Origin of the sequence: Burkholderia sp. AU19243, from assembly GCF_018148075.1 — a bacterium.
GTDB classification, from domain to species: Bacteria; Pseudomonadota; Gammaproteobacteria; order Burkholderiales; family Burkholderiaceae; genus Burkholderia; species Burkholderia latens_A.
Genome location: NZ_JAGSTV010000007.1, coordinates 157,844 through 179,220 on the forward strand (window position 1 = coordinate 157,844; position 21,377 = coordinate 179,220).

The 21,377-nt window shown below is 67.5% G+C and carries 20 protein-coding genes; 11 read left to right on the top strand and 9 right to left on the bottom strand.

Going from position 1 to position 21,377, the window contains the following annotated elements; translation table 11 throughout:
- Positions 1-97 precede the first annotated feature (97 nt).
- Complete coding sequence (locus KDW55_RS15625; RefSeq protein WP_212147807.1) at positions 98-1,039, bottom strand: DMT family transporter; 942 nt, start codon at positions 1,037-1,039, stop codon at positions 98-100.
- Between the two features lie 159 nt (positions 1,040-1,198).
- Between KDW55_RS15625 and dapC the strand changes: the two genes are divergently transcribed.
- The 6 genes from dapC to cls all read left to right on the top strand — a co-directional run bounded on the left by dapC (position 1,199) and on the right by cls (position 7,366).
- Positions 1,199-2,431, top strand: a complete 1,233-nt coding sequence (dapC, locus tag KDW55_RS15630; protein ID WP_212147806.1) for a succinyldiaminopimelate transaminase — start codon at positions 1,199-1,201, stop codon at positions 2,429-2,431.
- Positions 2,432-2,476: 45 nt separating this feature from the next.
- Positions 2,477-3,304, top strand: coding sequence for a 2,3,4,5-tetrahydropyridine-2,6-dicarboxylate N-succinyltransferase (gene dapD, locus KDW55_RS15635; RefSeq protein WP_009695700.1), 828 nt, complete (start codon positions 2,477-2,479; stop codon positions 3,302-3,304).
- A complete protein-coding gene (locus KDW55_RS15640) occupies positions 3,304-3,672 on the top strand; it encodes an ArsC family reductase (RefSeq protein ID WP_040144494.1) in 369 nt (122 codons plus the stop codon). The genes dapD and KDW55_RS15640 overlap by 1 nt, the downstream gene beginning before the upstream one ends.
- Positions 3,673-3,752: 80 nt before the next feature.
- Positions 3,753-4,892, top strand: a complete 1,140-nt coding sequence (dapE, locus tag KDW55_RS15645; RefSeq protein ID WP_059547747.1) for a succinyl-diaminopimelate desuccinylase — start codon at positions 3,753-3,755, stop codon at positions 4,890-4,892.
- Between the two features lie 11 nt (positions 4,893-4,903).
- A complete protein-coding gene (prmB, locus tag KDW55_RS15650; protein WP_040144496.1) occupies positions 4,904-5,812 on the top strand; it encodes a 50S ribosomal protein L3 N(5)-glutamine methyltransferase in 909 nt (302 codons plus the stop codon).
- A gap of 114 nt (positions 5,813-5,926) precedes the next feature.
- Positions 5,927-7,366, top strand: coding sequence for a cardiolipin synthase (gene cls, locus KDW55_RS15655; RefSeq protein WP_040144497.1), 1,440 nt, complete (start codon positions 5,927-5,929; stop codon positions 7,364-7,366).
- A 133-nt stretch (positions 7,367-7,499) separates the two neighbouring features.
- Here cls and KDW55_RS15660 read toward each other — a convergent pair whose 3' ends face one another.
- Entirely contained in the window at positions 7,500-7,979 is a 480-nt protein-coding gene (locus KDW55_RS15660) for a glutathione peroxidase (RefSeq protein ID WP_040144498.1), read from the bottom strand.
- A 136-nt stretch (positions 7,980-8,115) separates the two neighbouring features.
- Between KDW55_RS15660 and KDW55_RS15665 the strand changes: the two genes are divergently transcribed.
- Complete coding sequence (locus KDW55_RS15665; RefSeq protein ID WP_040144499.1) at positions 8,116-10,044, top strand: ATP-binding cassette domain-containing protein; 1,929 nt, start codon at positions 8,116-8,118, stop codon at positions 10,042-10,044.
- Positions 10,045-10,224: 180 nt separating this feature from the next.
- Here KDW55_RS15665 and KDW55_RS15670 read toward each other — a convergent pair whose 3' ends face one another.
- The 3 genes from KDW55_RS15670 to alr form a co-directional block, all read right to left on the bottom strand.
- Entirely contained in the window at positions 10,225-10,491 is a 267-nt protein-coding gene (locus KDW55_RS15670; RefSeq protein WP_040144500.1) for a DUF2866 domain-containing protein, read from the bottom strand.
- Between the two features lie 149 nt (positions 10,492-10,640).
- Entirely contained in the window at positions 10,641-12,017 is a 1,377-nt protein-coding gene (gene radA, locus KDW55_RS15675; protein ID WP_040144501.1) for a DNA repair protein RadA, read from the bottom strand.
- A 19-nt stretch (positions 12,018-12,036) separates the two neighbouring features.
- Complete coding sequence (gene alr / locus KDW55_RS15680) at positions 12,037-13,107, bottom strand: alanine racemase (RefSeq protein WP_209824379.1); 1,071 nt, start codon at positions 13,105-13,107, stop codon at positions 12,037-12,039.
- 218 nt (positions 13,108-13,325) lie between these two features.
- Between alr and lplT the strand changes: the two genes are divergently transcribed.
- On the top strand, positions 13,326-14,633 hold the full coding sequence (gene lplT / locus KDW55_RS15685; RefSeq protein ID WP_040144503.1) for a lysophospholipid transporter LplT: 1,308 nt from the start codon (positions 13,326-13,328) through the stop codon (positions 14,631-14,633).
- 67 nt (positions 14,634-14,700) lie between these two features.
- Positions 14,701-15,510 carry a bifunctional hydroxymethylpyrimidine kinase/phosphomethylpyrimidine kinase gene (thiD, locus tag KDW55_RS15690; RefSeq protein ID WP_212160224.1) on the top strand — a complete coding sequence of 270 codons (810 nt, stop codon included), beginning with the start codon at positions 14,701-14,703 and terminating at the stop codon, positions 15,508-15,510.
- 25 nt (positions 15,511-15,535) lie between these two features.
- Here the strand turns inward: thiD and KDW55_RS15695 are convergent, their stop codons facing one another.
- From KDW55_RS15695 to tsaB, 4 genes are read right to left on the bottom strand one after another with little or no spacing between them, the layout of a single operon-like run.
- On the bottom strand, positions 15,536-16,495 hold the full coding sequence (locus KDW55_RS15695) for a DUF1853 family protein (protein ID WP_040144504.1): 960 nt from the start codon (positions 16,493-16,495) through the stop codon (positions 15,536-15,538).
- A complete protein-coding gene (locus KDW55_RS15700; RefSeq protein ID WP_212160225.1) occupies positions 16,492-17,502 on the bottom strand; it encodes a uracil-DNA glycosylase in 1,011 nt (336 codons plus the stop codon). The genes KDW55_RS15695 and KDW55_RS15700 overlap by 4 nt, the downstream gene beginning before the upstream one ends.
- On the bottom strand, positions 17,489-17,989 hold the full coding sequence (gene rimI / locus KDW55_RS15705; protein ID WP_040144506.1) for a ribosomal protein S18-alanine N-acetyltransferase: 501 nt from the start codon (positions 17,987-17,989) through the stop codon (positions 17,489-17,491). The genes KDW55_RS15700 and rimI overlap by 14 nt, the downstream gene beginning before the upstream one ends.
- Positions 17,986-18,753, bottom strand: coding sequence for a tRNA (adenosine(37)-N6)-threonylcarbamoyltransferase complex dimerization subunit type 1 TsaB (gene tsaB, locus KDW55_RS15710; protein WP_040144507.1), 768 nt, complete (start codon positions 18,751-18,753; stop codon positions 17,986-17,988). The genes rimI and tsaB overlap by 4 nt, the downstream gene beginning before the upstream one ends.
- A 147-nt stretch (positions 18,754-18,900) precedes the next feature.
- Here tsaB and KDW55_RS15715 point away from each other — a divergent pair, with 147 nt between their 5' ends.
- Entirely contained in the window at positions 18,901-19,170 is a 270-nt protein-coding gene (locus tag KDW55_RS15715) for an acyl-CoA-binding protein (protein ID WP_040144508.1), read from the top strand.
- A 356-nt stretch (positions 19,171-19,526) separates the two neighbouring features.
- Positions 19,527-21,068 carry a DEAD/DEAH box helicase gene (locus tag KDW55_RS15720; protein WP_040144509.1) on the top strand — a complete coding sequence of 514 codons (1,542 nt, stop codon included), beginning with the start codon at positions 19,527-19,529 and terminating at the stop codon, positions 21,066-21,068.
- Positions 21,069-21,377: the final 309 nt, after the last annotated feature.

Consider the following 21,377-nt stretch of genomic DNA (forward strand, 5'->3'; position numbering starts at 1 on the left):
TCGCGCGGGGCCGAGCGGCCCGTACGCGCGATGCGCCCCGGAATTCAAAAACGGGGCCGCGCGCATCTTAAGCGTTGGGCCCCGCAAACGGCTTCCATCATACCATCGCGCGTGCGCCGTCCCGACCGCCGCCGGGTTTGCCCGATGCGGGCGCGGCGCGATGGACCCGGCTCGACAGCAGCGTCGCCAGCACGATGCACGCGCCGCCCGCCCACTCGCGCGCGCTCGGCAATTCGTTCGCGAACACCCACGCGGACAGCGCGGTGATCACGATCTCGAACAGCATGATGATCGACGCGCGGTTCGCGGGCACGCGCGCGAGCCCGTACTGCACAAGCAGATTATTTGCGGCCATCGTCACGCCGATCGCGACGATGATCAGCGCGGCCGGACCGACTTGCCCGCCGGCGGGCGCCGCCGGCAGTCCTTCGACCAGCGACGCGGCCGCGCCGAACACCGCCGCGCCGCCGAACAGCGTCGCGGTGCGCATCTCGGCGCGCATCTCCGGAAGCTCGCGACTCGCCTTGATCACGAGCACGTTGCTCATCGCGAAACTGAGGCCCGCAGCAAGGCCCGCCCATTCGGCCGGATTGGCCGGCAGCGGCACGCCGAGCTTCGGCGACCACAGCATCAGCATCGCGCCGCCGATCGACAGCGCCGCGAGGCCGGCGCCGGCCCACGTCAGCCGCTCGCGCAGCAGGAAGTGCGCATAGATCGCGGTCCAAGCCGGCGTCAGATAGAACAGCAGCATCACGCGCAGCACTTCGCCGTGAATCGTGCCCCACACGAACCCCAGGTTGGTCACGCCAGCCGTGATCGCGATGCCGGGCAGCACCCAGTGCCAGCGCAGCGTCGCGATCGTGCGGTGCCGGGCCACGATCACGAACAGGAACGCGACCGCGCTCGTCAGCGCGCTGGCCAGCGTGCCGGTCAGCCCGAGCGACGCGAGAATCCGCAGCGGATACCAGATCAGGCCCCATACCGACGCGCCGATCAGGATGGCCAGCGTCGGCAGGCTGCCGCGTACCGCGTTGTTCATTTGATTCGATACCCTTTATTCGACCGGCCCGGCCGCCGTTGCGGCGGGCCGTGACCGCATTGCATCACGCTATAATCGTCCGCTGCGACCTGCGCGCCGCCGGCGCCTGCTCGCAGACGTGCGGCACCCGCGCCGCCCCTTTCGCTCCAACCGGCCGCGATGGCCGCTTCGCCCGTGAACCCTCGACTCGATTCGCTCCAGCCCTATCCCTTCGAAAAGCTGCGCGCCCTGTTCAAGGACGTGACGCCTTCCGGCGAACTCAAACCGATCAGCTTCGGCATCGGCGAGCCGAAGCACCCGACGCCCGCGCTGATCCGCGACGCCGTGGTCGCCGCGCTCGACGGCCTCGCGTCGTACCCGGCCACGGCCGGCTCGGACGCACTGCGCACGTCGATCGCGCAGTGGCTCGAACGCCGCTACGGGCTGCCGGCGATCGATCCGGCCACGCAGGTGCTGCCGGTGTCAGGCTCGCGCGAGGCGCTGTTCTCGCTCGCGCAGACGGTGATCGACGCGCGGGCGCGCACCGACGGCAAGAAAGCGATCGTACTCTGTCCGAATCCTTTCTATCAAATTTACGAAGGCGCGGCGCTGCTCGCCGGTGCCGAACCCTATTTCGCGAACAGCGACCCGGCGCGCAACTTCGCGTGCGACTACGCGGCCGTGCCCGACGAAGTGTGGGCGCGCACCCAGTTGCTCTACGTGTGCTCGCCCGGCAACCCGACCGGTGCCGTGCTGACGCTCGACGACTGGCGCGAGCTGTTCGCGCTGTCGGACCGTCACGGCTTCGTGATCGCGTCGGACGAATGCTATTCGGAAATCTACTTCGACGAAGCGGCGCCGCCGCTCGGCGGGCTCGAGGCCGCGCATCGCCTCGGCCGCGGCTTCGAGCGGCTCGTGATGCTGTCGAGCCTGTCGAAGCGTTCGAACGTGCCCGGTATGCGCTCGGGCTTCGTCGCCGGCGACGCCGCGCTGCTGAAAAAATTCCTGCTGTACCGCACGTATCACGGCGCCGCGCTGTCGCCGGTGTGGCAGCACGCGAGCATCGCCGCGTGGAACGACGAGGCGCACGTGCGCGACAACCGCGCGCTGTATCTGCAGAAGTTCAGCACGGTCACGCCGATGCTCGCCGACGTGATCGACGTGAAGCTGCCCGACGCCGCGTTCTACCTGTGGGCCAACGTCGCGCGCACCGGCCTGTCGGACACCGAGTTCGCCCGCCGACTGTACGCCGACTATAATGTGACGGTTCTGCCCGGCTCGTACCTGGCGCGCGACGCGCACGGCACGAATCCGGGCCGCGATTTCATCCGGATCGCGCTCGTCGCGGGCACCCCCGAATGCGTCGAGGGCGCGCAACGCATCGTCGATTTCTGCCGCTCACTCGCGCGGTAAGACGTCCATCCCGATCAATTCCATCCATCTCCTGCGAAAACGAACATGTCGCAACAACTTCAGCAAATCATCGATACCGCCTGGGAAAACCGCGCCGAGCTGTCGCCGAAGGCCGCGCCCGCCGAAGTCCGGGAAGCCGTCGCTCACGCGATCGAGCAGCTCGACAAAGGTGCACTGCGCGTCGCCGAGAAGATCGACGGCAACTGGACCGTGCACCAGTGGCTGAAGAAAGCCGTGCTGCTGTCGTTCCGCCTGGAGGACAACGCACCGATGCCGGCCGGCGGCTACTCGCAGTTTTACGACAAGGTGCCGTCGAAGTTCGCAAACTACACGGCCGAAGACTTCGCCGCGGGCGGCTTCCGCGTCGTGCCGCCGGCCATCGCGCGCCGCGGCTCGTTCATCGCGAAGAACGTCGTGCTGATGCCGTCGTACACCAACATCGGCGCGTACGTCGATGAAGGCACGATGGTCGACACGTGGGCGACGGTCGGTTCGTGCGCACAGATCGGCAAGAACGTGCACCTGTCGGGCGGCGTCGGCATCGGCGGCGTGCTCGAGCCGCTGCAGGCGAACCCCGTCATCATCGAAGACAACTGCTTCATCGGCGCGCGCTCGGAAGTCGTCGAAGGCGTGATCGTCGAGGAGAACTCGGTGATTTCGATGGGCGTGTACCTCGGCCAGAGCACGAAGATCTACGATCGCGAAACCGGCGAAGTCAGCTACGGCCGCATCCCGGCCGGCTCGGTCGTCGTCGCGGGCAACCTGCCGTCGAAGGACGGCTCGCACAGCCTGTACTGCGCGGTGATCGTGAAGAAGGTCGACGCGAAGACCCGCGCGAAGGTCGGCCTGAACGAGCTGCTGCGAGGCGACTGATGGCCAAGCCGCGCACCGTGGTCGTCTACGGCATCCCGAACTGCGACACCGTGAAGAAGGCCCGCGTGTGGCTCGACGAGCACGGCGTCGAGTTCGAGTTCCACGACTTCAAGAAGCTCGGCGTCAGCGCACCGCTCGTCGAAGACTGGCTGAAGGACGTGTCGCTCGACGCGCTCGTGAACAAGCGCGGCACGACGTGGCGCGGCCTGGACGACGCCATGAAGGCGGCCGCGGAAACGAAGTCCGGCGCGGTCGCGCTGATGATCCACAAGCCGTCGGTCATCAAGCGGCCCGTTCTCGTCGTCAACGGTCGCGTGAAATCGCTCGGCTTCGTCGCCGACCAGTACGCGGCGCTGTTTGCCGCCTAGGGGCGCGCTGCGCGGCCGCGCAAGACGCCTCATCGCTGCCGGCCCCGCGCCGGCATTTTTTATCGAAAGTGGTCCGAACCATGTCCGCCACCCTAGCCCTTACCGAACAGCTGATTGCCCGTGCGTCCGTCACGCCCGACGATCAGCACTGCCAGCAGATCATGACCGAACGCCTCGAGGCGCTCGGCTTTGAATGCGAGACCATCGCGTCGCATGGCGTGACCAATCTGTGGGCCGTCAAGCGCGGCACCGACGGCCGCGATGGCAAGCTGCTCGCGTTCGCGGGCCACACCGACGTCGTCCCGACCGGCCCGCTCGAACAGTGGACATCGCCGCCGTTCATTCCCGCGCATCGCGACGGCAAGCTGTACGGCCGCGGCGCGGCAGACATGAAGACGTCGCTCGCGGCGTTCGTCGTCGCGTCCGAGGAATTCGTCGCGGCCCACCCCGGCCACCGCGGCGCGATCGCATTCCTGATCACGAGCGACGAGGAAGGCCCGGCCACCGACGGCACCGTGAAGGTCGTCGAACTGCTCGAAGCGCGCGGCGAACGTCTCGACTACTGCATCGTCGGCGAGCCGACGTCGACCGCCGCCCTCGGCGACGTCGTGAAGAACGGCCGCCGCGGCTCGATGTCGGGCGAACTGATCGTCAAGGGCGTGCAGGGCCACATTGCGTACCCGCACCTCGCGAAGAACCCGATCCACCTGCTCGCACCGGCGCTCGCCGAGCTCGCCGCCGAACAGTGGGACGAAGGCAACGAATACTTTCCGCCGACCACGTGGCAGGTGTCGAACCTGCACGCGGGCACCGGCGCGACCAACGTGATCCCCGGCCATGCGGAGCTCATGTTCAACTTCCGCTTTTCGACGGCGAGCACCGTCGAGGGCCTGCAGGCGCGCGTGCATGCGATCCTCGACAAGCACGCGCTCGAATACTCGCTGAAGTGGTCGGTGAGCGGCTTGCCGTTCCTCACGCCGCGCGGCGAACTGTCGAACGCACTCGAAAACGCGATCCGCGCGGAGACCGGCCTCACGACCGAGCTGTCGACGACAGGCGGCACGTCCGATGGACGCTTCATCGCACGTATCTGCCCGCAGGTGATCGAATTCGGGCCGCCCAACGGCAGCATCCATAAAATCGACGAGCACATCGACGTGCGCTTCATCGACCCGCTGAAGAACATATACCGCGGCGTGCTCGAACAACTGATCGCCTGACGGAGCCCTGCATGACCACACCTTTTGCAACTGTTCGCGATCTGCTGCGCTACGCGGTCACCCGTTTTTCGAAGGCGAAGCTCGCGTTCGGTCACGGCTCGGACAATGCGTACGACGAAGCCGCATACCTCGTACTGCATACGCTGGACCTGCCGCTCGACACGCTCGAGCCATTCCTCGATGCCCGCCTGCTGCCCGACGAAATCGACGCCGTGCTCGCGGTGATCGAACGACGCGCGACGGAGCGCGTGCCGGCCGCGTATCTCACGCATGAAGCGTGGATGCATGGACACCGCTTCTACGTCGACGAGCGCGTGATCGTGCCGCGGTCGTTCATCGGCGAGCTGCTCGACGACGGGCTGCAGCCGTATGTCGCCGACCCCGAGCAAGTTGGCGCGGTACTTGAGCTGTGCACCGGCTCCGGCTGCCTCGCGATCCTCGCGGCCAGCGCGTTCCCGAACGCCGAGATCGACGCGGTCGACCTGTCGGACAAGGCGCTCGAAGTCGCAGAAATCAACGTGCGCGACTACGGCCTCGACGATCGCATCACGCTGCACCGCGGCGACCTGTACGCACCGCTGCCCGCGTTCCGCACGGAACCCGGCGCACGCTACGACGTGATCCTGACGAACCCGCCGTACGTGAACGCGGCGTCGATGGCGGCGCTGCCGGCCGAGTACCGGCACGAGCCCGAAATGGCACTCGCCGGCGGTGACGACGGGATGGACATCGTGCGGCGAATCATCGCGCAAGCGCACAAGTGGCTGCACGACGACGGCGTGCTCGTCGTCGAAATCGGCAACGAGCGCGAGAACGTCGAAGCCGCGTTCGGCGGCCTCGAACTCACGTGGCTGCCCACCAGCGCGGGCGATGACACCGTATTCCTGATCCAGGCGTCCGACCTGCCGCGCAAGGCCTGACCGGCACGCTGCGACCGAACCATGCGGCACGGCGCCCCGCTGTCCCGCACGGTTCGGTAAGATGCGCGTGAGCGGCCGCCGCGCCGCCTGACTTCAGGAGTCCGTCACGCGCCTATGACCCTCGACTGGCTACATCTGGGCACCCTGATCCTGGCCATCCACGTGCTCGGGATCGTCGCGGCGTGTCACGCGCTCATGAACACGCGCACGTCGCAAGGCGCGATCGCATGGGCCGTGTCGCTCGCCGCGATGCCGTACCTGACGCTCATCCCCTACCTGTTCCTTGGCCGCAGCAAGTTCTCCGGCTACGTCGACGCGCGGCGCCAGGAAACGAAGGCGCTGCGCACGCACACGCCGCGCGCACCGTGGCTCGATGCGGGCGCAACCGACGGGCCGGCCGCCGACGCGATCGGCCGCGCCGCCGTGCTCGCGCTCACGCGGCTCGGCGGCATGCCGTTCGTCGGCGGCAATGCGGTGCGCACGCTGGTGAACGGCGATGCGACCTTCTCGGCGATCCTGTCGGCGATCGATGCCGCGCGCGATTACGTGATCGTCCAGTTTTTCATCGTGCGCGACGACGCACTCGGCCAGATGCTGCGCGACGCGCTGCTTGCGCGCGCGGCGGCGGGTGTACGCTGCTACGTGCTGTACGACAGCATCGGCAGCTTCGACCTGCCGCACAGCTACGTCGATACGCTGCGCCGCGGCGGCGTCGAAGTGTCGCCGTTCGCGACCCACCGCAAGTTCGTCAACCGCTTCCAGCTGAACTTCCGCAACCATCGCAAAATCGTCGTCGTCGACGGCAATCGCGCGTTCGTCGGCGGCCACAACGTCGGCGTCGAGTATCTCGGCGCGAACCGGCGCCTGTCGCCGTGGCGCGACACCCATATCGAGATTCGCGGCCCCGCGGTCGCCAGCATCCAGTACGTGTTCGCCGAAGACTGGCACTGGGCCACGCAAACGCTGCCGCCGCTCGCCGGACCGCCGCCGGCGCTCCCCGACGACACGATGCATTGCCTTGCGGTGCCGATGGGGCCGGCCGACAAACAGGAAACGGGCTCGCTGTTCTTCGTCGAGGCGATCAATGCCGCGCGCGAACGGGTGTGGATCACGACACCTTATCTCGTACCCGACGAGGCGGTAATCGCCGCACTGAAGCTTGCGGTGATGCGCGGCGTCGACGTGCGCATCCTGATCCCGAGCCGGCGCGATCACTACGTCGTGTTCGAGGCGTCGAAGCTGTACGCGCGCGACCTCGTCGACGCGGGCGTGAAGGTGTTCCGCTACCGGCCCGGCTTCCTGCACCAGAAAGTCGTGCTGATCGACCGCAGCGCGGCCGCGGTCGGCAGCGCGAATCTCGACAATCGCTCGTTCCGCCTCAACTTCGAGATCATGGTGCTGACCGTCGACCGTGCGTTTGCCGACGAGGTCGCAGCGATGCTCGATGCCGATTTCGCGCAGGCCTACGAGGTCGATGCGAGCGAGTACCGGCTCTCGCCGGCGTGGCGGCGCATCGCGATGCACGTCGCCCGTCTGTTCGCGCCGATCCTGTAGCACCGGCCCAAGCCGCGGATTCGCCCCCGCGGCCGGCACCGCGGCGCACGCTCGAATGCGCTGCAATCGTACGGGGCGAGCGCGGCACGCCTGCCCCGCCCGGCTCTGTCACCGCGCGCGCCGTTTCAAACGCTCAAAGCAGCTTCTCGATGTCCGCGGCGATTTCGTCGGGCTTCGTCGACGGCGCATAGCGCTTGACGATGCGCCCTTCGCGGTCGACCAGGAATTTCGTGAAGTTCCACTTGATCGCCTTCAGGCCGAGGATGCCGGGCGCCTCGTCGGTCAGGTAGCGGTACAGCGGATGCGCGTGCTCGCCCTTCACGTCGATCTTCGCGAACATCGGGAACGTGACGCCGTAGTTGCGCTGGCAGAACGCGCCGATTTGCGCGGCATCGCCCGGCTCCTGCTTGCCGAACTGGTTGCACGGGAAGCCGAGCACGAAGAAGCCGCGCGCAGCGTACTGGTCGTACAGCTTCTGCAGGCCCGCATATTGCGGCGTGAAGCCGCACTCGCTCGCGGTGTTGACGATCAGCAGCACCTTGCCGCGATACGCATCGAGCGACGCCGGCTGGCCGGCGAGCGTGTCGGCTGTGAACGAATACAGGGTGGACATCGGGCACTCCTTTTACGAAACCGGATCGACGTGGAGTCTAGGCGAAATCGCGCCGTCGCGGGATCGGCCGAACGGCCGATATCCGGCGCGACCCGCGCGCGGTCTAGAATAGCGGTTTTGGCCAGTCATCCCCGCCGTGATCCGTTTCAATCAGTTCAGCCTTGCGCGCGGCACCAAGCCGCTGTTCGAGTCGGCCTCGTTCGTGCTCAATCCCGGCGAGAAGGCCGGCCTGATCGGCGCGAACGGCGCCGGCAAATCGACGCTGTTTTCGGTGCTGCGGGGCGAGCTGCATTCCGACGGCGGCGATTTCTCGATGCCGCCGTCGTGGCGGATCGCCCACGTGTCGCAGGAAACGCCCGCCGTCGACCGCTCGGCGCTCGACTACACGCTCGACGGCGACACTGCCCTGCGCGAGATCGAGGCGCGCATCGCCGCCGCTTCGGCCGCGCATGACGGCGCCGCCGAAGCCGACGCGCATGCGGCGTTCGCCGATGCAGACGGCTATACCGCACCGGCGCGCGCGGAAGCGCTGCTGCTCGGCCTCGGCTTCACGCTCGCGCAGACGCGCGAATCGGTCGCGAGTTTCTCCGGCGGCTGGCGCATGCGGCTGAACCTCGCGCAAGCGCTGATGTGCCGCTCCGACCTGCTGTTGCTCGACGAGCCGACCAACCACCTCGACCTCGACGCGATCGTCTGGCTGGAAGACTGGCTGCACCGCTATCCCGGCACGCTCGTCGTGATCTCGCACGACCGCGAATTCCTCGATTCGATCTGCAACGTCACGCTGCATCTGGAAAACCGCCAGGTGAAGCGCTACGGCGGCAACTACTCGCAATTCGAGGTGTTGCGTGCGCAGCAATTGGCGCTCCAGCAAAGCGCGTACGAAAAACAGCAGAAGACGATCGAGCACCTGCAGAGCTTCGTCGACCGCTTCAAGGCCAAGGCGACCAAGGCCAAGCAGGCACAGAGCCGGATGAAGGCGCTCGAGAAGATGGAACTGATCGCGCCTGCGCACATCGCGTCGCCGTTCACGTTCGAGTTCCGCACGCCCGACGCCGCGCCGAACCCGATGATGGTGATGGAAGACGTGCGCTGCGGCTACCATGCCGACGACGGCACCGAGATCCCGATCGTCGAGCGCGTCACGCTGTCGATCCAGAACGGCCAGCGCATCGGCCTGCTCGGTGCGAACGGCCAGGGCAAGTCGACGCTGATCAAGACGCTGGCCGGCACGCTCGCGCCGCTGTCGGGGCATGTGCGCGATGGCAAGGGCCTGACGATCGGCTATTTCGCGCAGCACCAGCTCGAAACACTGCGCGAAGACGATTCGCCGCTCGCGCATCTTGCGCGGCTCGCACCCGACACGCGAGAACAAGAGTTGCGCGACTTCCTCGGCGGCTTCAATTTCTCGGGCGACATGGCGACGAGCCCGGTCGGCCCGTTCTCCGGCGGCGAGAAAGCACGGCTCGCGCTCGCGCTGATCATCTGGCAGAAGCCGAACCTGCTGCTGCTCGACGAACCGACCAACCACCTCGACCTCGAAACGCGCCACGCGCTGACGATGGCGCTCGCGCAATTCGAAGGCACGCTGATCCTCGTGTCGCACGATCGTCACCTGCTGCGTGCGACCACCGACCAGTTCATGCTCGTCGCGAAGCATCGTCTCCAGCCGTTCGACGGCGACCTCGACGACTACCGCGACTGGCTGCTGCAGCATGCGGCCGAGCAGCGCGCGGCCGCGAAGGCCGACAGCGTGTCCGCGGGCGCCGACCCGGCGGTGAACCGCAAGGACCAGAAGCGTCAGGCGGCCGAGGAGCGCCAGCGCTTGTCGCAACTGAAGAAGCCGCTGCAGAACCGGATTACGAAGCTCGAGAAGGAAATGGAAACGCTGCACGCGGAGAAGGCGCGACTCGACGCGTTCGTCGCCGATCCGGCGAGCTACGACGCCGCGCGCAAGACGGAACTGACCGAAGCGATCCGCAAGCTGGGCGAGGTCAATACGCGGCTCGAAACGGTCGAGGCCGACTGGCTCGCGGTGCAGGAAGAACTCGAGCAGATCGGCTGATCCTGGCCCGGGCACGGTCGGCCGGCGCGCGATTGGCGTAGGCGCGCTCGCCGGTGCGTCGGCGGCGGCAAGCGGGGCCGCTCGCGCCCGACACGGCGCCAAACCCGGAAACGACAAGACCGGGCGCCCTGGCCCGGCCTTGTCTTCGTTGCTTCGCCGATACAGCGGCCCGCGATGCGCTTAGCGCCGCGGCAACGTATCGCGCGGCATCTGCTCGTCGTCACCCATCAGGTGACGCCGCCCTTCGGTCGGCCGGCGGATTACCGCTACGACCTCGGCTTCAGTCACGTCCTCGGACACGACGCGGCGCGCGAGACGCCCGTCGTCGTCGATCCACTCGACGATCCGGCATCCACCGCCCCACGGCTGGACGATCGGTTCGGATACGCGGCAGCCGCGCAGGTTGTAAAGGCGTCCGCCCGGCGTTTCCCCATACTGTTTCAACATAGGTTCCCTTCGCATTGCGCGGTTCGACAATCCGGCAAAGGATAGGGAAAAGCGATGTCCGGCGGGTTACAGCACCCTACATATTCTTTACAGCCAATTACGCGATAGAACACCCCCGGCAGGAGCGCGGTGCAGCCGCCCGCCTGCGGTCATTCGAGATCGCGCACGCGGTCGATTGCCTGCTCGAGCCGCTCGACGGCCATTACGTTCAGCCCGTCGATCGGCTGCTTCGGCGCGTTCGCCTTCGGGATCAGCGCGGCGGTGAAACCGAGCTTCGCCGCCTCGCGCAGCCGCTCCTGGCCACGCGGCGACGGCCGGATCTCGCCCGCCAGCCCGACTTCGCCGAATACGATCAGCCCTTTCGGCAGCGCCTTGTTGCGCATCGACGAATGAATCGCGAGCAGCACCGCGAGGTCGGCGGCCGGCTCGGTGATCTTCACGCCGCCGACCGCGTTCAGGAACACGTCCTGGTCGAAACAGGCGATGCCCGCGTGCCGGTGCAGGACCGCGAGGAGCATCGCGAGCCGGTTCTGCTCGAGCCCGACCGCGAGCCGGCGCGGATTCGGCACGTGGGCCGTATCGACGAGCGCCTGGATTTCGACGAGCAGCGGACGCGTACCCTCCTGCGTGACAAGCACGCACGAACCCGGCACTACCTGCTCGTGCTGCGACAGGAACAGCGCAGACGGGTTTGCCACGCCGCGCAACCCGCGCTCGGTCATCGCGAACACGCCGAGTTCGTTGACGGCGCCAAAACGGTTCTTGAATGCGCGCACGAGCCGGAACGACGAATGCGTATCGCCCTCGAAGTACAGCACCGTGTCGACGATGTGCTCGAGCACGCGGGGTCCGGCGAGGTTGCCCTCCTTCGTCACGTGCCCGACCATGATGATCGCGGTGCCCGACTGCTTCGCGATGCGCGTGAGCTGCGCCGCGCACTCGCGCACCTGCGCGACCGAGCCCGGCGCCGACGTCAGCGCATCGGAATAGACGGTCTGGATCGAGTCGATCACGGCGACGTCCGGCCGTTCGGCGTCGATCGCGGCCTGGATCTTCTCGAGCTGGATTTCAGCGAGCAGCTTCAGCTCTGCCGCCGGCGCGCCGCCGTCGAGCAGTGCCAGCCGTTGCGCGCGCAACGCGATCTGCGCGGCCGATTCCTCGCCGCTGATATAGAGCGCACGCCGCTCGCTCGCGATGTCGGCCAGCGACTGCAGCAGCAGCGTCGACTTGCCGATGCCCGGATCGCCGCCAATCAGCACGACGCCGCCCGGCACCAGCCCGCCACCCAGCACGCGATCGAATTCGCCGATGCCGGTCGAGAAGCGCGGCACGTCGGCCGCCTCGATGTCGACGAGGCGCTGCACCGGCGCGCGTTTCGCGAGCGACTGGAATCGATGGGCGGCCGGCGACTCGGCGACCGATTCGACGAGCGTGTTCCACGCCTGGCATGACGGGCACTGGCCCTGCCACTTCGGAGTTTGTCCGCCGCACTCGCTGCAGACGTACACGGTTTTCTGTTTGGCCACGCGTGCTGCCCTTATTCCGTTATTCCGCGCGCACCGGTACGCGGGCGGCGACCGCGCACATCAGTTCATAACCGATGGTCCCGCAATGCCGCGCGACGTCGTCGATCGGCAGCGCGTTGCCCCACAGCTCGACGCGCGCGCCGACGCCGGCCTGCGGGCACGGGGTCAGATCGACAGTGAGCATGTCCATCGACACGCGGCCGACGATCCGCGTGCGGATGCCGTCGACGATCACCGGCGTGCCCTCCGGCGCGACGCGCGGATAGCCGTCCGCGTAACCGCACGCGACGACGCCGATGCGCATCTGCGTTTGCGCGAGAAACGTCGAGCCGTAGCCGATCGCCTGCCCCTTCGCGATGGTCTGCACGGCAATCAGCTCGGACGCGAGCGTCATCGCCGGCTTCAGGCCCGTATCCGCGATATCGGCCGACACACCCGACGGCGATGCGCCGTAGAGTACGATCCCCGGCCGCACCCAGTCGAAGTGCGTATCCGGATGCCACAGCACGGCGGCCGAATTCGCGAGGCTGCGCGCACCGGCAATGTTTTCCGCACCGCGCTCGAACGTCGCAAGCTGCTCGGCGACGCCGCGCTCGTTATCGGCATCCGAAAAATGGGTCATCAACGTGATCTGCCCGATGCCCGGGCACGCACGGGCGCGCTCCCACGCCGCGCGATATTTTTCCGGCGTATAACCCAGCCGGTTCATCCCGCTGTTCATCTTCAGCTGCACGTTGACGGGCTTCGACAGCCGCGCCGTCTCCAGCATCCGCATCTGCTCGTCGTTGTGGACGGTCGTCGTCAGGCTGTAACGGTCGATCACGTCGATGTCGGTCGAGCGGAAGAACCCTTCGAGCAGCAGGATCGGGCCGGCCCAACCGAGCTCGCGCAGCTTCACCGCCTCGTCGAGGTCGAGCAGGCCGAAGCCGTCGGTACCGCGCAAGCCCGGAAACACGCGCGCGAGACCGTGGCCGTACGCATTGGCCTTGACGACCGCCCAGACCTTGGACGGGCCGGCAAGGCGGCGGACGACGGAGAGATTGTTCGCGAGAGCGGCGGTATGGATGGTGGCGGAGATCGGGCGCGGCATGGGAAATTTACGTAAAGACGCTTGCGAATCATCAGCTTACCGCGCCTTTTGAGCACCGAAGCCGACAATTTGCGGAACGATCGGGGAATCTTGCTAGTCCGAACTGCCGTATTTTCGTGTTATAAAGCCGTGCGCACAACCCATTTCGAACGGAATAAGCCGATCGCATACCAGGCGGCCTACGCGGCCCTGCCGCAGCGACGAAAGCATCGCATCAGATGAAAAAAGGTTTTTACACCATCATGGCCGCGCAGTTTTTCTCGTCGTTGGCCGACAATGCGCTTCTCATCGCCGCCATCGCTCTGCTGAAAGACCTCCACGCCCCGAACTGGATGACACCGCTGTTGAAGCTGTTCTTCGTGTTGTCCTATGTGGTGCTCGCGGCATACGTCGGTGCGTTCGCGGATTCGCGTCCGAAGGGCCGTGTGATGTTCATCACCAACACGATCAAGGTCGTCGGCTGCCTGATCATGCTGTTCGGCGCGCATCCGCTGATCGCATACGGGATCGTCGGGTTCGGCGCCGCCGCCTACTCGCCAGCGAAATACGGGATTCTGACCGAGCTGCTGCCGGCCGACCGGCTCGTCGCCGCGAACGGCTGGATCGAGGGCACGACCGTCAGCTCGATCATCCTCGGCACCGTGCTCGGCGGCGCGCTGATCAGCCCGCACATCGCGTCGCACGTGATCGCGCACACGCCCGCGTGGATCGGCACGCCGGCCGAAGCCGCGATGGCGATCATCATGGCGATCTACGTGATCGCCGCGATCTTCAACCTGCGAATCCCCGATACCGGCGCGCGTTATCCGAAGCAGGAGCGCGGCCCGGTCAGGCTGCTTACCGATTTCGCCGACTGTTTCATGGTGCTCTGGCGCGACAAGCTCGGCCAGATCTCGCTCGCGGTCACGACGCTGTTCTGGGGGGCCGGCGCGACGCTGCAGTTCATCGTGCTGAAGTGGGCCGAAGTCTCGCTGAACATGTCGCTGTCGGAGGGCGCGATCCTGCAGGCGGTGGTCGCAGTCGGCGTCGCGGGCGGCGCGATCGCCGCCGCCGCGCGGATTCCGCTGAAGAAATCGCTCACCGTGCTGCCGGTCGGGATCATCATGGGCATCGCGGTAATGCTGATGGCGTTCTACACGCGCGACCTGTTCCCGGCACACTGGGCCGTGCACTTCGGCCACCTGCGCCTGCCCGTCTACCTGATCGTCGCGTACATCTTCCTGATCTGCGTCGGCGCGCTGTCCGGCTACTTCGTGGTTCCGATGAATGCGCTGTTGCAGCATCGCGGCCACGTGCTGCTGTCGGCCGGCCACTCGATCGCGGTTCAGAACTTCAACGAGAACCTGTCGGTGCTCGTGATGCTGTGCCTGTATGCGGTGCTCGTCTGGCTCGACGTGCCGGTCGGCGTCGTAATCGTGCTGTTCGGCACGTTCGTGTGCCTGACGATGTGGCTCGTGATGCGCCGCCACCAGGCGAACCAGCGGCAGTTCGACTCGGTTGCGCTGATCGGCGAGTCGCGCCACTGACGCTACACTTGCGTTTCATTTCGCTTCCGCCCGCCGGCGCCGGTCTGTGCGCCGGCGCGCTGCCATCATGACGCATTCCATCCCCAACATCCTGACGATCGCCGGCTCCGATTCCGGTGGCGGCGCAGGCATCCAGGCCGACCTGAAAACCTTCTCCGCGCTCGGCGCGTACGGTGCGAGCGCAATCACCGCACTGACCGCGCAGAACACGCGCGGCGTGACCGGCGTGCACGCGCCGGACGCCGCGTTCGTGACCGCGCAGCTCGACGCGGTGTTCGACGACATCCGCATCGACGCAGTCAAGATCGGCATGCTCGCGAACGCGGCGATCGTACACGCGGTGGCCGACGCGCTGCGCCGTTATGCGCCGCGCTTCGTCGTGCTCGATACCGTGATGATCTCGAAGAGCGCACATGCGCTGCTCGCGCCCGATGCAGTCGACGCGTTGCGCGACGCGCTGATGCCGCTCGCGACCGTCGTCACGCCAAACCTGCCGGAAGCGGCCGCGTTGCTCGGCGATGCGCACGCAACCACCGAAGACGACATGGTCCGGCAAGGCCGCGCGCTGCTGAACACGGGTGCGCGCGCCGTGCTGATGAAAGGCGGCCATCTGCCGGACACGGCCGCGAGCCCCGACTGGCTCGTGGATGCGGCGCACGCGGTGCGACTGGACGGCACGCGCATGCTGGTCAGCAATACGCACGGCACCGGCTGCACGCTGTCGTCGGCGATCGCCGCACTGCTGCCGCAGCAGCCCGATCTCGACAGCGCGGTACGCGAAGCGAAGGCGTACCTCACCGGCGCGATCGCCGCAAGCGGCGAACTCGACGTCGGCCGCGGCGTCGGCCCGGTCCATCACTTTCATCGCTGGTGGTAGGACGCGTCTGACGCGCGCTGCACGCTCAACGGTCCTGCGCGGCGAACGCCTGCGCACGGGCCGGCCAGTCGTCCGGCACGATGAAGCCGCGCGCGGTCTCCCGCCATACGCCGTCGTCGTACCGGCGATACACGCCAATCAGCGCGGGCGCCTGCCGAGCATTCAATATCGACGGCAGCGTCAGCGAATGCGCGAGCGGTTCCAGCGCGGCGTCGGCGCCCGCGCGCCGCGGCGCGAGCCAGGCGAGCCGCGGCAGCACGCTCCACGCGGCGCCGCCGGGCTGTGCGGACGCCCAGCGCGGCCATTGCGCATGCGTGAGCCAGAAGCCGTGCGAATGGTCGGCGGCGATTTCCGCGGACACCGGCGGCAGCGGCACGCCATGCGGATAGAACAGCCAGCCGCGTATGAACATCTGCGCATCGGACGGCGCGCCGTAGCCGAGCAGCGCGAACCCGTGGCGATCGCTGAGCCGCAACTGATGGTCGAGCAGGCGGCTGCGCTTGCGGTCGAGCCGGTCGACGAGATTCGGGCCGACGAAGTCGGCGAGCGAAGCGTCGCCCGGCACCGGCGCGCATAAATAGCACTTCACCGCCAGTTCCCAGTGCAGGCGCTGGCCGCCCGGCGCATCGACGAGGAAATCGACTTCGCCGAGCGTCTTGCCGTTGCTGCGCAGCGGCAGGTTCGCGGCGACGAGCCGCAGCGACGGCCCGTGTATCAGGAAATACTCGAGCAGGCATTCGGCGTAACGGCCGAGCCGCACCGGCCTCACTGCGTCGAGCGCGCGGTGCAGCGGCTCGGGCGCGGCATCGAGCGCGACGAGCCACGCTTCTGCGGCCACGCGTTCGACCGCGTCCGCCCACGGACGCGCGAGCGGCGCGCCAGGCGCCGCGGTCAGCAGGCTCGGGCTCGCGAGGAGCCAGCCCAGATCGCGCACCGCGGCGTCGCGCAGCGTATCGACGAACGCGAGCGCCGCGCCGTGCGTCATGGCCCGGCCGGCCCGTTCGGATCGGCGCCGCCGGCCCGCTCGAACGTGTCGCGCGCGAGGCACAGGTCTGCCCACGCTTTCGACTTGTCCTGAAGGCTGCGCAGCAGGTACGCCGGGTGGTAGGTGACGATCACCGGCACGCCTTCGTACGTGTGCACGCGGCCGCGCAGCGACGCGATGCTCGAATCGGTCTTCAGCAGCGTCTGCGCGGCGAAGCGGCCGAGCGCGACGATCAGCTTCGGCTTCACGAGCGCGACCTGGCGCTGCAGATACGGCTCGCAGCGCGCGACCTCGTCCGGCTCCGGGTTGCGGTTGCCCGGCGGGCGGCACTTGATCACGTTCGCGATGTAGACGTTGTTGCCACGCTTGAGCGCGAGCGACTGCAGCATGTTGTCGAGCAGCTTCCCGGCCTGGCCGACGAACGGCTCGCCCTGCTTGTCCTCGTTCTCGCCCGGCGCTTCGCCGATCAGCATCCAGTCCGCTTCGCGATCGCCGACGCCGAACACGGTGTTGGTGCGCTTTTCGCACAGGCGGCAGCTCGTGCAGCCGGCCACTCGCTCGGCGAGCGCGTCCCAGTCGAGCATCGCGACCGGCGTCGCGCCGGCGCGCGATTCGGTAGGCGGAAGCGGATCGGCGGGCGGCGCTGCGTCGAACCACGCGAAATCGTCTTCGGCAGGCGGCGGGATGTCGTCCGCGGTAGCGGCAGACCCGCGATCGCCGTCCATCGCGCTGCGTGCAGTCGCTCCGGCCGCTTCGCCGGCCGGCGCCGCAGCGGGTGCGGCCGCGCCAACCGGCGGGGTATCGTCACGTAACAACGTGCGTGCAGACAACTGCGTGCCGTGCGGGCGCGGCGGCTCCGGCGCCGCCGCGACGGCCGGCAATTCGTCGGTCGCGCCCGTTTCCGCAGCCGACACGTGCGCAGCTTCCTCGCACGGCGCGTGCTGTCCGCGCCGCACCCAGATCTGCGCGAGCCCCAGTTCCTCGAGCGCTGCTTCAGCCCACGCCATGCGCATCACCTTCGTCCTTGTTCAGCGTCAGACGCATCACCAGCGCGTCTTCACGGCTGCGATGCCGCGCCGGATAGTAATTCTTGCGCCGGCCGATCGTCACGAAGCCGAAGCGCTCGTATAAATGAATCGCCCGCGGATTGGACGGCCGCACCTCGAGCAGCACGCCGTCGAGCCCTTCCGCGCGCGAGATGCGCACGGCTTCGCGCAGCAGCGCGAGCCCCGCGCCGGACTGCTGGGCGGCCGGCGCAACGCACAGGTTCAGCAAGTGCATCTCGTCGATCACCGGCATCAGCACGCAATAGCCGACGAGCGCGCCCGTCACGTGCCGCAGGCATACGCCGAAATAGCCGTTGCGCAGCGAATCCTCGAAGTTTCCGCGACTCCACGGAAACTCGTACGCGACCTGCTCGATCGCGACCACTTCATCGAGATCGGCATCGGTCATCGGCGACAGATAACGATCGCTCAACAGTACGCCCGTCATCCTGTCGCTCCGCCCGTCTGCGCGGCGCGTGCCGCGACCCGCTCCGCGGTCGTCTGCGCGACCTTGTCGCGCACGTATTCGGGCGCGGCCTGATCGGCCTGCACCGTACGGCCGGCGCGGAACGCACGCAGCGCCGCATGCGCGACCGCCAGCGCATGGGGCAGCGCGTCGCCGTCGATCACGGCCGCGGCGGCTGCGGCCGGCAGTTGTGCGCCGAACGCGGCCGCCGCGTTGCCCGCAAGCGTAAACGGCACGTCGGGCACGCCGACGGCGCCCGGCGCATCGAGGGATGCGGGATGGAGCGTGCGCCAGTCGCCCGCGTCGTCGTCCCATCCGAAGTCGGCCCAGTACGCTTCGTCCATCCGCGCGTCGAGCGCCGCCAGCACGCGCGTCGTGCCGGGCGCGCGCAGCCGCGCATGCTCGGCGCACGCGAGCAGCGTGCCGATCGGCACGACGGGCAGCCCGCGTCCGAACGCGAGACCTTGCGTGATGCCGGTCGCGGTGCGCAGCCCGGTGAACGAGCCGGGGCCGGCCCCGAATGCGATCGCGTCGCAGTCGGCGAACGTCAGGCCGGATTCGGCGAACAGTTCCTGGATCGCCGGCAGCACGCGCGTGCTCGACACGGCGCCCGTCAGTTCGTGGCGTACCCAGGTTTGCGGGGTGGAAACGGCGTCACCGGCCGAAGCCGAGCGCAGCAATGCGACCGAGCAGTATTCGGTCGACGTATCGATGGCGAGGAGCACTGTTTGCGTCATGGCCGACATTGTAATGCGGCGCCCCGCTCTGACGGGCGATCGGCCCCGATCGCGACGCACGCGCCGGCCGGCCGGCGGTTTGGAAGGATCGCTCGACCCCGCACGGCGCGCCCCTTGTTAAGATCGGCCGATCTGAAACCGTCACGGAGACACACGATGAGCGAACTCGCCGCCCGCTTCGACCAGGCTCAGGTCGACGTCAAGCAACTGACCGAGCGACCGGGCAACCTGACCCTGCTGCGCCTGTACGCGCTCTTCAAGCAGGCGACCGACGGCGACGCGCACGGCGACAAGCCGGGCTTCACCGACATCGTCGGCAAGTACAAGTACGACGCGTGGGAAGCGCTGAAGGGGACGCCGCCGGATGCAGCCAAACAGCAGTACATCGAGCTCGTCGAATCGTTGAAGAACGGCACGGCGTCCTGATCGCCCGCCGCTCGCCGTAAGATGTAATCAAATCGGTGGCGCAGCGCAGCAAATTTCTCTATAATGCTGGCTGCGTCATCTCCGCGCTCGGCTCGCAAGCCGTTCCGGCCCGACGCCTCGTAGCGTTAAGCTCCAATCCGGTTTAGAACCTGTCCCCTCCTGCTTCGACCCTCGCGGTCGTCAACTAGGCTGGCGGCCCCGCTCCAGAAGCGCGCCGCACCCAAAACAGCTTCTAATGCCTCATCCGCCGAAGGTTCGGCGGATTGCACCCGTTTCCCGATTTGCTCGCTGAATCCGACGACTTGGGTATGCGCGATTGGCGCCGACGTTTCACCCACTGTGTTTCAAGGATTGTTATGACTTCGAGCATCAACACCAGCCCGCTCAACGCGATCGCCGACCAGGCGCTCGGTCTCGACGACGCCGCCGCACCGGCCGCGGTCGAACCGGCGTCGGACGAACCGACTTTCGCGTCGCTCGGGCTGTCGCCGGAGATCGTCTCCGCGCTGGAGGCCGCCGGCTACGCCAAGCCGACGCCGGTTCAGCAGCGCGCGATTCCGGCCGGCATCGCCGGCCGCGACCTGCTGGTATCGAGCCCGACCGGTTCGGGCAAGACCGCCGCATTCATGCTGCCCGCGATCGAGCGTTTCGCGCAGCTGCAAAAGGCGCAGGCGCAGCAGCCGCGCGCGCCGCGTGAACCGAACCAGGGCGATCGTCGCGCGCGCCGCCCGCAACCCGTCGCGCGTCCGGGCCTGCTCGTGCTGACGCCGACCCGCGAACTCGCGATGCAGGTCACCACGGCCGCGTCGACGTACGGCAAGCATCTGAAGCGCCTGCGCACGGTCAGCATTCTCGGCGGCGTCGCATACGGCCAGCAGCTGATGCTGCTCGCGAAGAACCCCGAAATCCTGGTCGCCACGCCGGGCCGTCTGCTCGACCACCTCGAGCGCGGCCGCATCGACCTGTCCGAATTGAAGATGCTCGTGCTCGACGAAGCCGACCGCATGCTCGACATGGGCTTCATCGACGACATCGAGACGATCGTCGCGGCAACGCCCGAGTCGCGCCAGACGATGCTGTTCTCGGCTACGCTCGACGGCAAGATCGGTTCGCTGACGAGCCGCCTGCTGAAGGATCCGGAACGCATCGAGATCACCGCCAAGATCGAATCGCGCGCGAACATCGCGCAGACGGTGCACTATGTCGACGACCGCGACCACAAGGACCGCCTGCTCGATCACCTGCTGCGCGACAACGCGCTCGACCAGGCGATCATCTTCACGGCGACCAAGATCGATGCGGACCAGCTCGCCGGCCGCCTCGCCGACGCCGGCTTCCAGTCGGCCGCGCTGCACGGCGACCTGCCGCAGGGCGCACGCAACCGCACGATCCGTGCGCTGCGCGAGCGCCGCGTGCGCGTGCTGGTCGCGACCGACGTCGCAGCCCGCGGCATCGACATCCCCGGCATCACGCACGTGTTCAATTACGACCTGCCGAAGTTCGCGGAAGACTACGTCCACCGTATCGGCCGTACCGGCCGTGCCGGCCGTTCGGGCACCGCGGTGAGCCTCGTGCACCACGCCGAACAAGGTGCGCTCAAGCGCATCGAGCGCTTCGTGCGTTCGCCGCTGCCGGTCAACGTGATCGAAGGCTTCGAGCCGCGCAAGGCGCCGCCGCGCAACGAGCGCGCAGGCGGCCGCGGCCGTCCGGGCGGCGGTAACGGCGGTCGTCGTTTCGGCGGCAAGCCGGGCGGTGGCTACGGCGGCAACAGCGGCCGCAGCTACGGCAGCGGCAATGGCGGTGGCTGGAGCGGCAAGCCGGGCGGCAGCCGCGACGGCGGCCCGCGTCGCGATGGCCAGCGCAGCAGCGGCCCGCGCCGCAGCAATTCGGCGTCGTAAGTACGCGCGGGCGGCTCGGCCGCCCAGCCCATCCGGCAGACCGGCGCCTCCGCGCCGGTTTTTTTTCGCCCTCCGTCAAATTTCACGATACGAAAAATTTTTTTGCGTCGTAAAAAACCATGCTGCGTGGCACAAGGGTGCGTATTGCGGGATGGGAAAGTGCGTTTCTTATTGTGAAACACACTACATAAGTAATTGATTTTAAATCAATAAAAAATCTCGATATCCCTGAACCACCCCCTGTTTCGCTCCCTGCGGTTTGCCTAGACTCTTATACAAGACTTCACGAAACGGAAACGCATTGCACCC

Coding starts and splice junctions, on each gene's coding strand:
- KDW55_RS15625 (WP_212147807.1), bottom strand. CDS start 1,039: ATGAACAACGCGGTACGCGGCAGCCTGCCGACGCTGGCCATCCTGATC.
- dapC (WP_212147806.1), top strand. CDS start 1,199: ATGGCCGCTTCGCCCGTGAACCCTCGACTCGATTCGCTCCAGCCCTAT.
- dapD (WP_009695700.1), top strand. CDS start 2,477: ATGTCGCAACAACTTCAGCAAATCATCGATACCGCCTGGGAAAACCGC.
- KDW55_RS15640 (WP_040144494.1), top strand. CDS start 3,304: ATGGCCAAGCCGCGCACCGTGGTCGTCTACGGCATCCCGAACTGCGAC.
- dapE (WP_059547747.1), top strand. CDS start 3,753: ATGTCCGCCACCCTAGCCCTTACCGAACAGCTGATTGCCCGTGCGTCC.
- prmB (WP_040144496.1), top strand. CDS start 4,904: ATGACCACACCTTTTGCAACTGTTCGCGATCTGCTGCGCTACGCGGTC.
- cls (WP_040144497.1), top strand. CDS start 5,927: ATGACCCTCGACTGGCTACATCTGGGCACCCTGATCCTGGCCATCCAC.
- KDW55_RS15660 (WP_040144498.1), bottom strand. CDS start 7,979: ATGTCCACCCTGTATTCGTTCACAGCCGACACGCTCGCCGGCCAGCCG.
- KDW55_RS15670 (WP_040144500.1), bottom strand. CDS start 10,491: ATGTTGAAACAGTATGGGGAAACGCCGGGCGGACGCCTTTACAACCTG.
- alr (WP_209824379.1), bottom strand. CDS start 13,107: ATGCCGCGCCCGATCTCCGCCACCATCCATACCGCCGCTCTCGCGAAC.
- lplT (WP_040144503.1), top strand. CDS start 13,326: ATGAAAAAAGGTTTTTACACCATCATGGCCGCGCAGTTTTTCTCGTCG.
- thiD (WP_212160224.1), top strand. CDS start 14,701: ATGACGCATTCCATCCCCAACATCCTGACGATCGCCGGCTCCGATTCC.
- KDW55_RS15695 (WP_040144504.1), bottom strand. CDS start 16,495: ATGACGCACGGCGCGGCGCTCGCGTTCGTCGATACGCTGCGCGACGCC.
- KDW55_RS15700 (WP_212160225.1), bottom strand. CDS start 17,502: ATGGCGTGGGCTGAAGCAGCGCTCGAGGAACTGGGGCTCGCGCAGATC.
- rimI (WP_040144506.1), bottom strand. CDS start 17,989: ATGACGGGCGTACTGTTGAGCGATCGTTATCTGTCGCCGATGACCGAT.
- tsaB (WP_040144507.1), bottom strand. CDS start 18,753: ATGTCGGCCATGACGCAAACAGTGCTCCTCGCCATCGATACGTCGACC.
- KDW55_RS15715 (WP_040144508.1), top strand. CDS start 18,901: ATGAGCGAACTCGCCGCCCGCTTCGACCAGGCTCAGGTCGACGTCAAG.
- KDW55_RS15720 (WP_040144509.1), top strand. CDS start 19,527: ATGACTTCGAGCATCAACACCAGCCCGCTCAACGCGATCGCCGACCAG.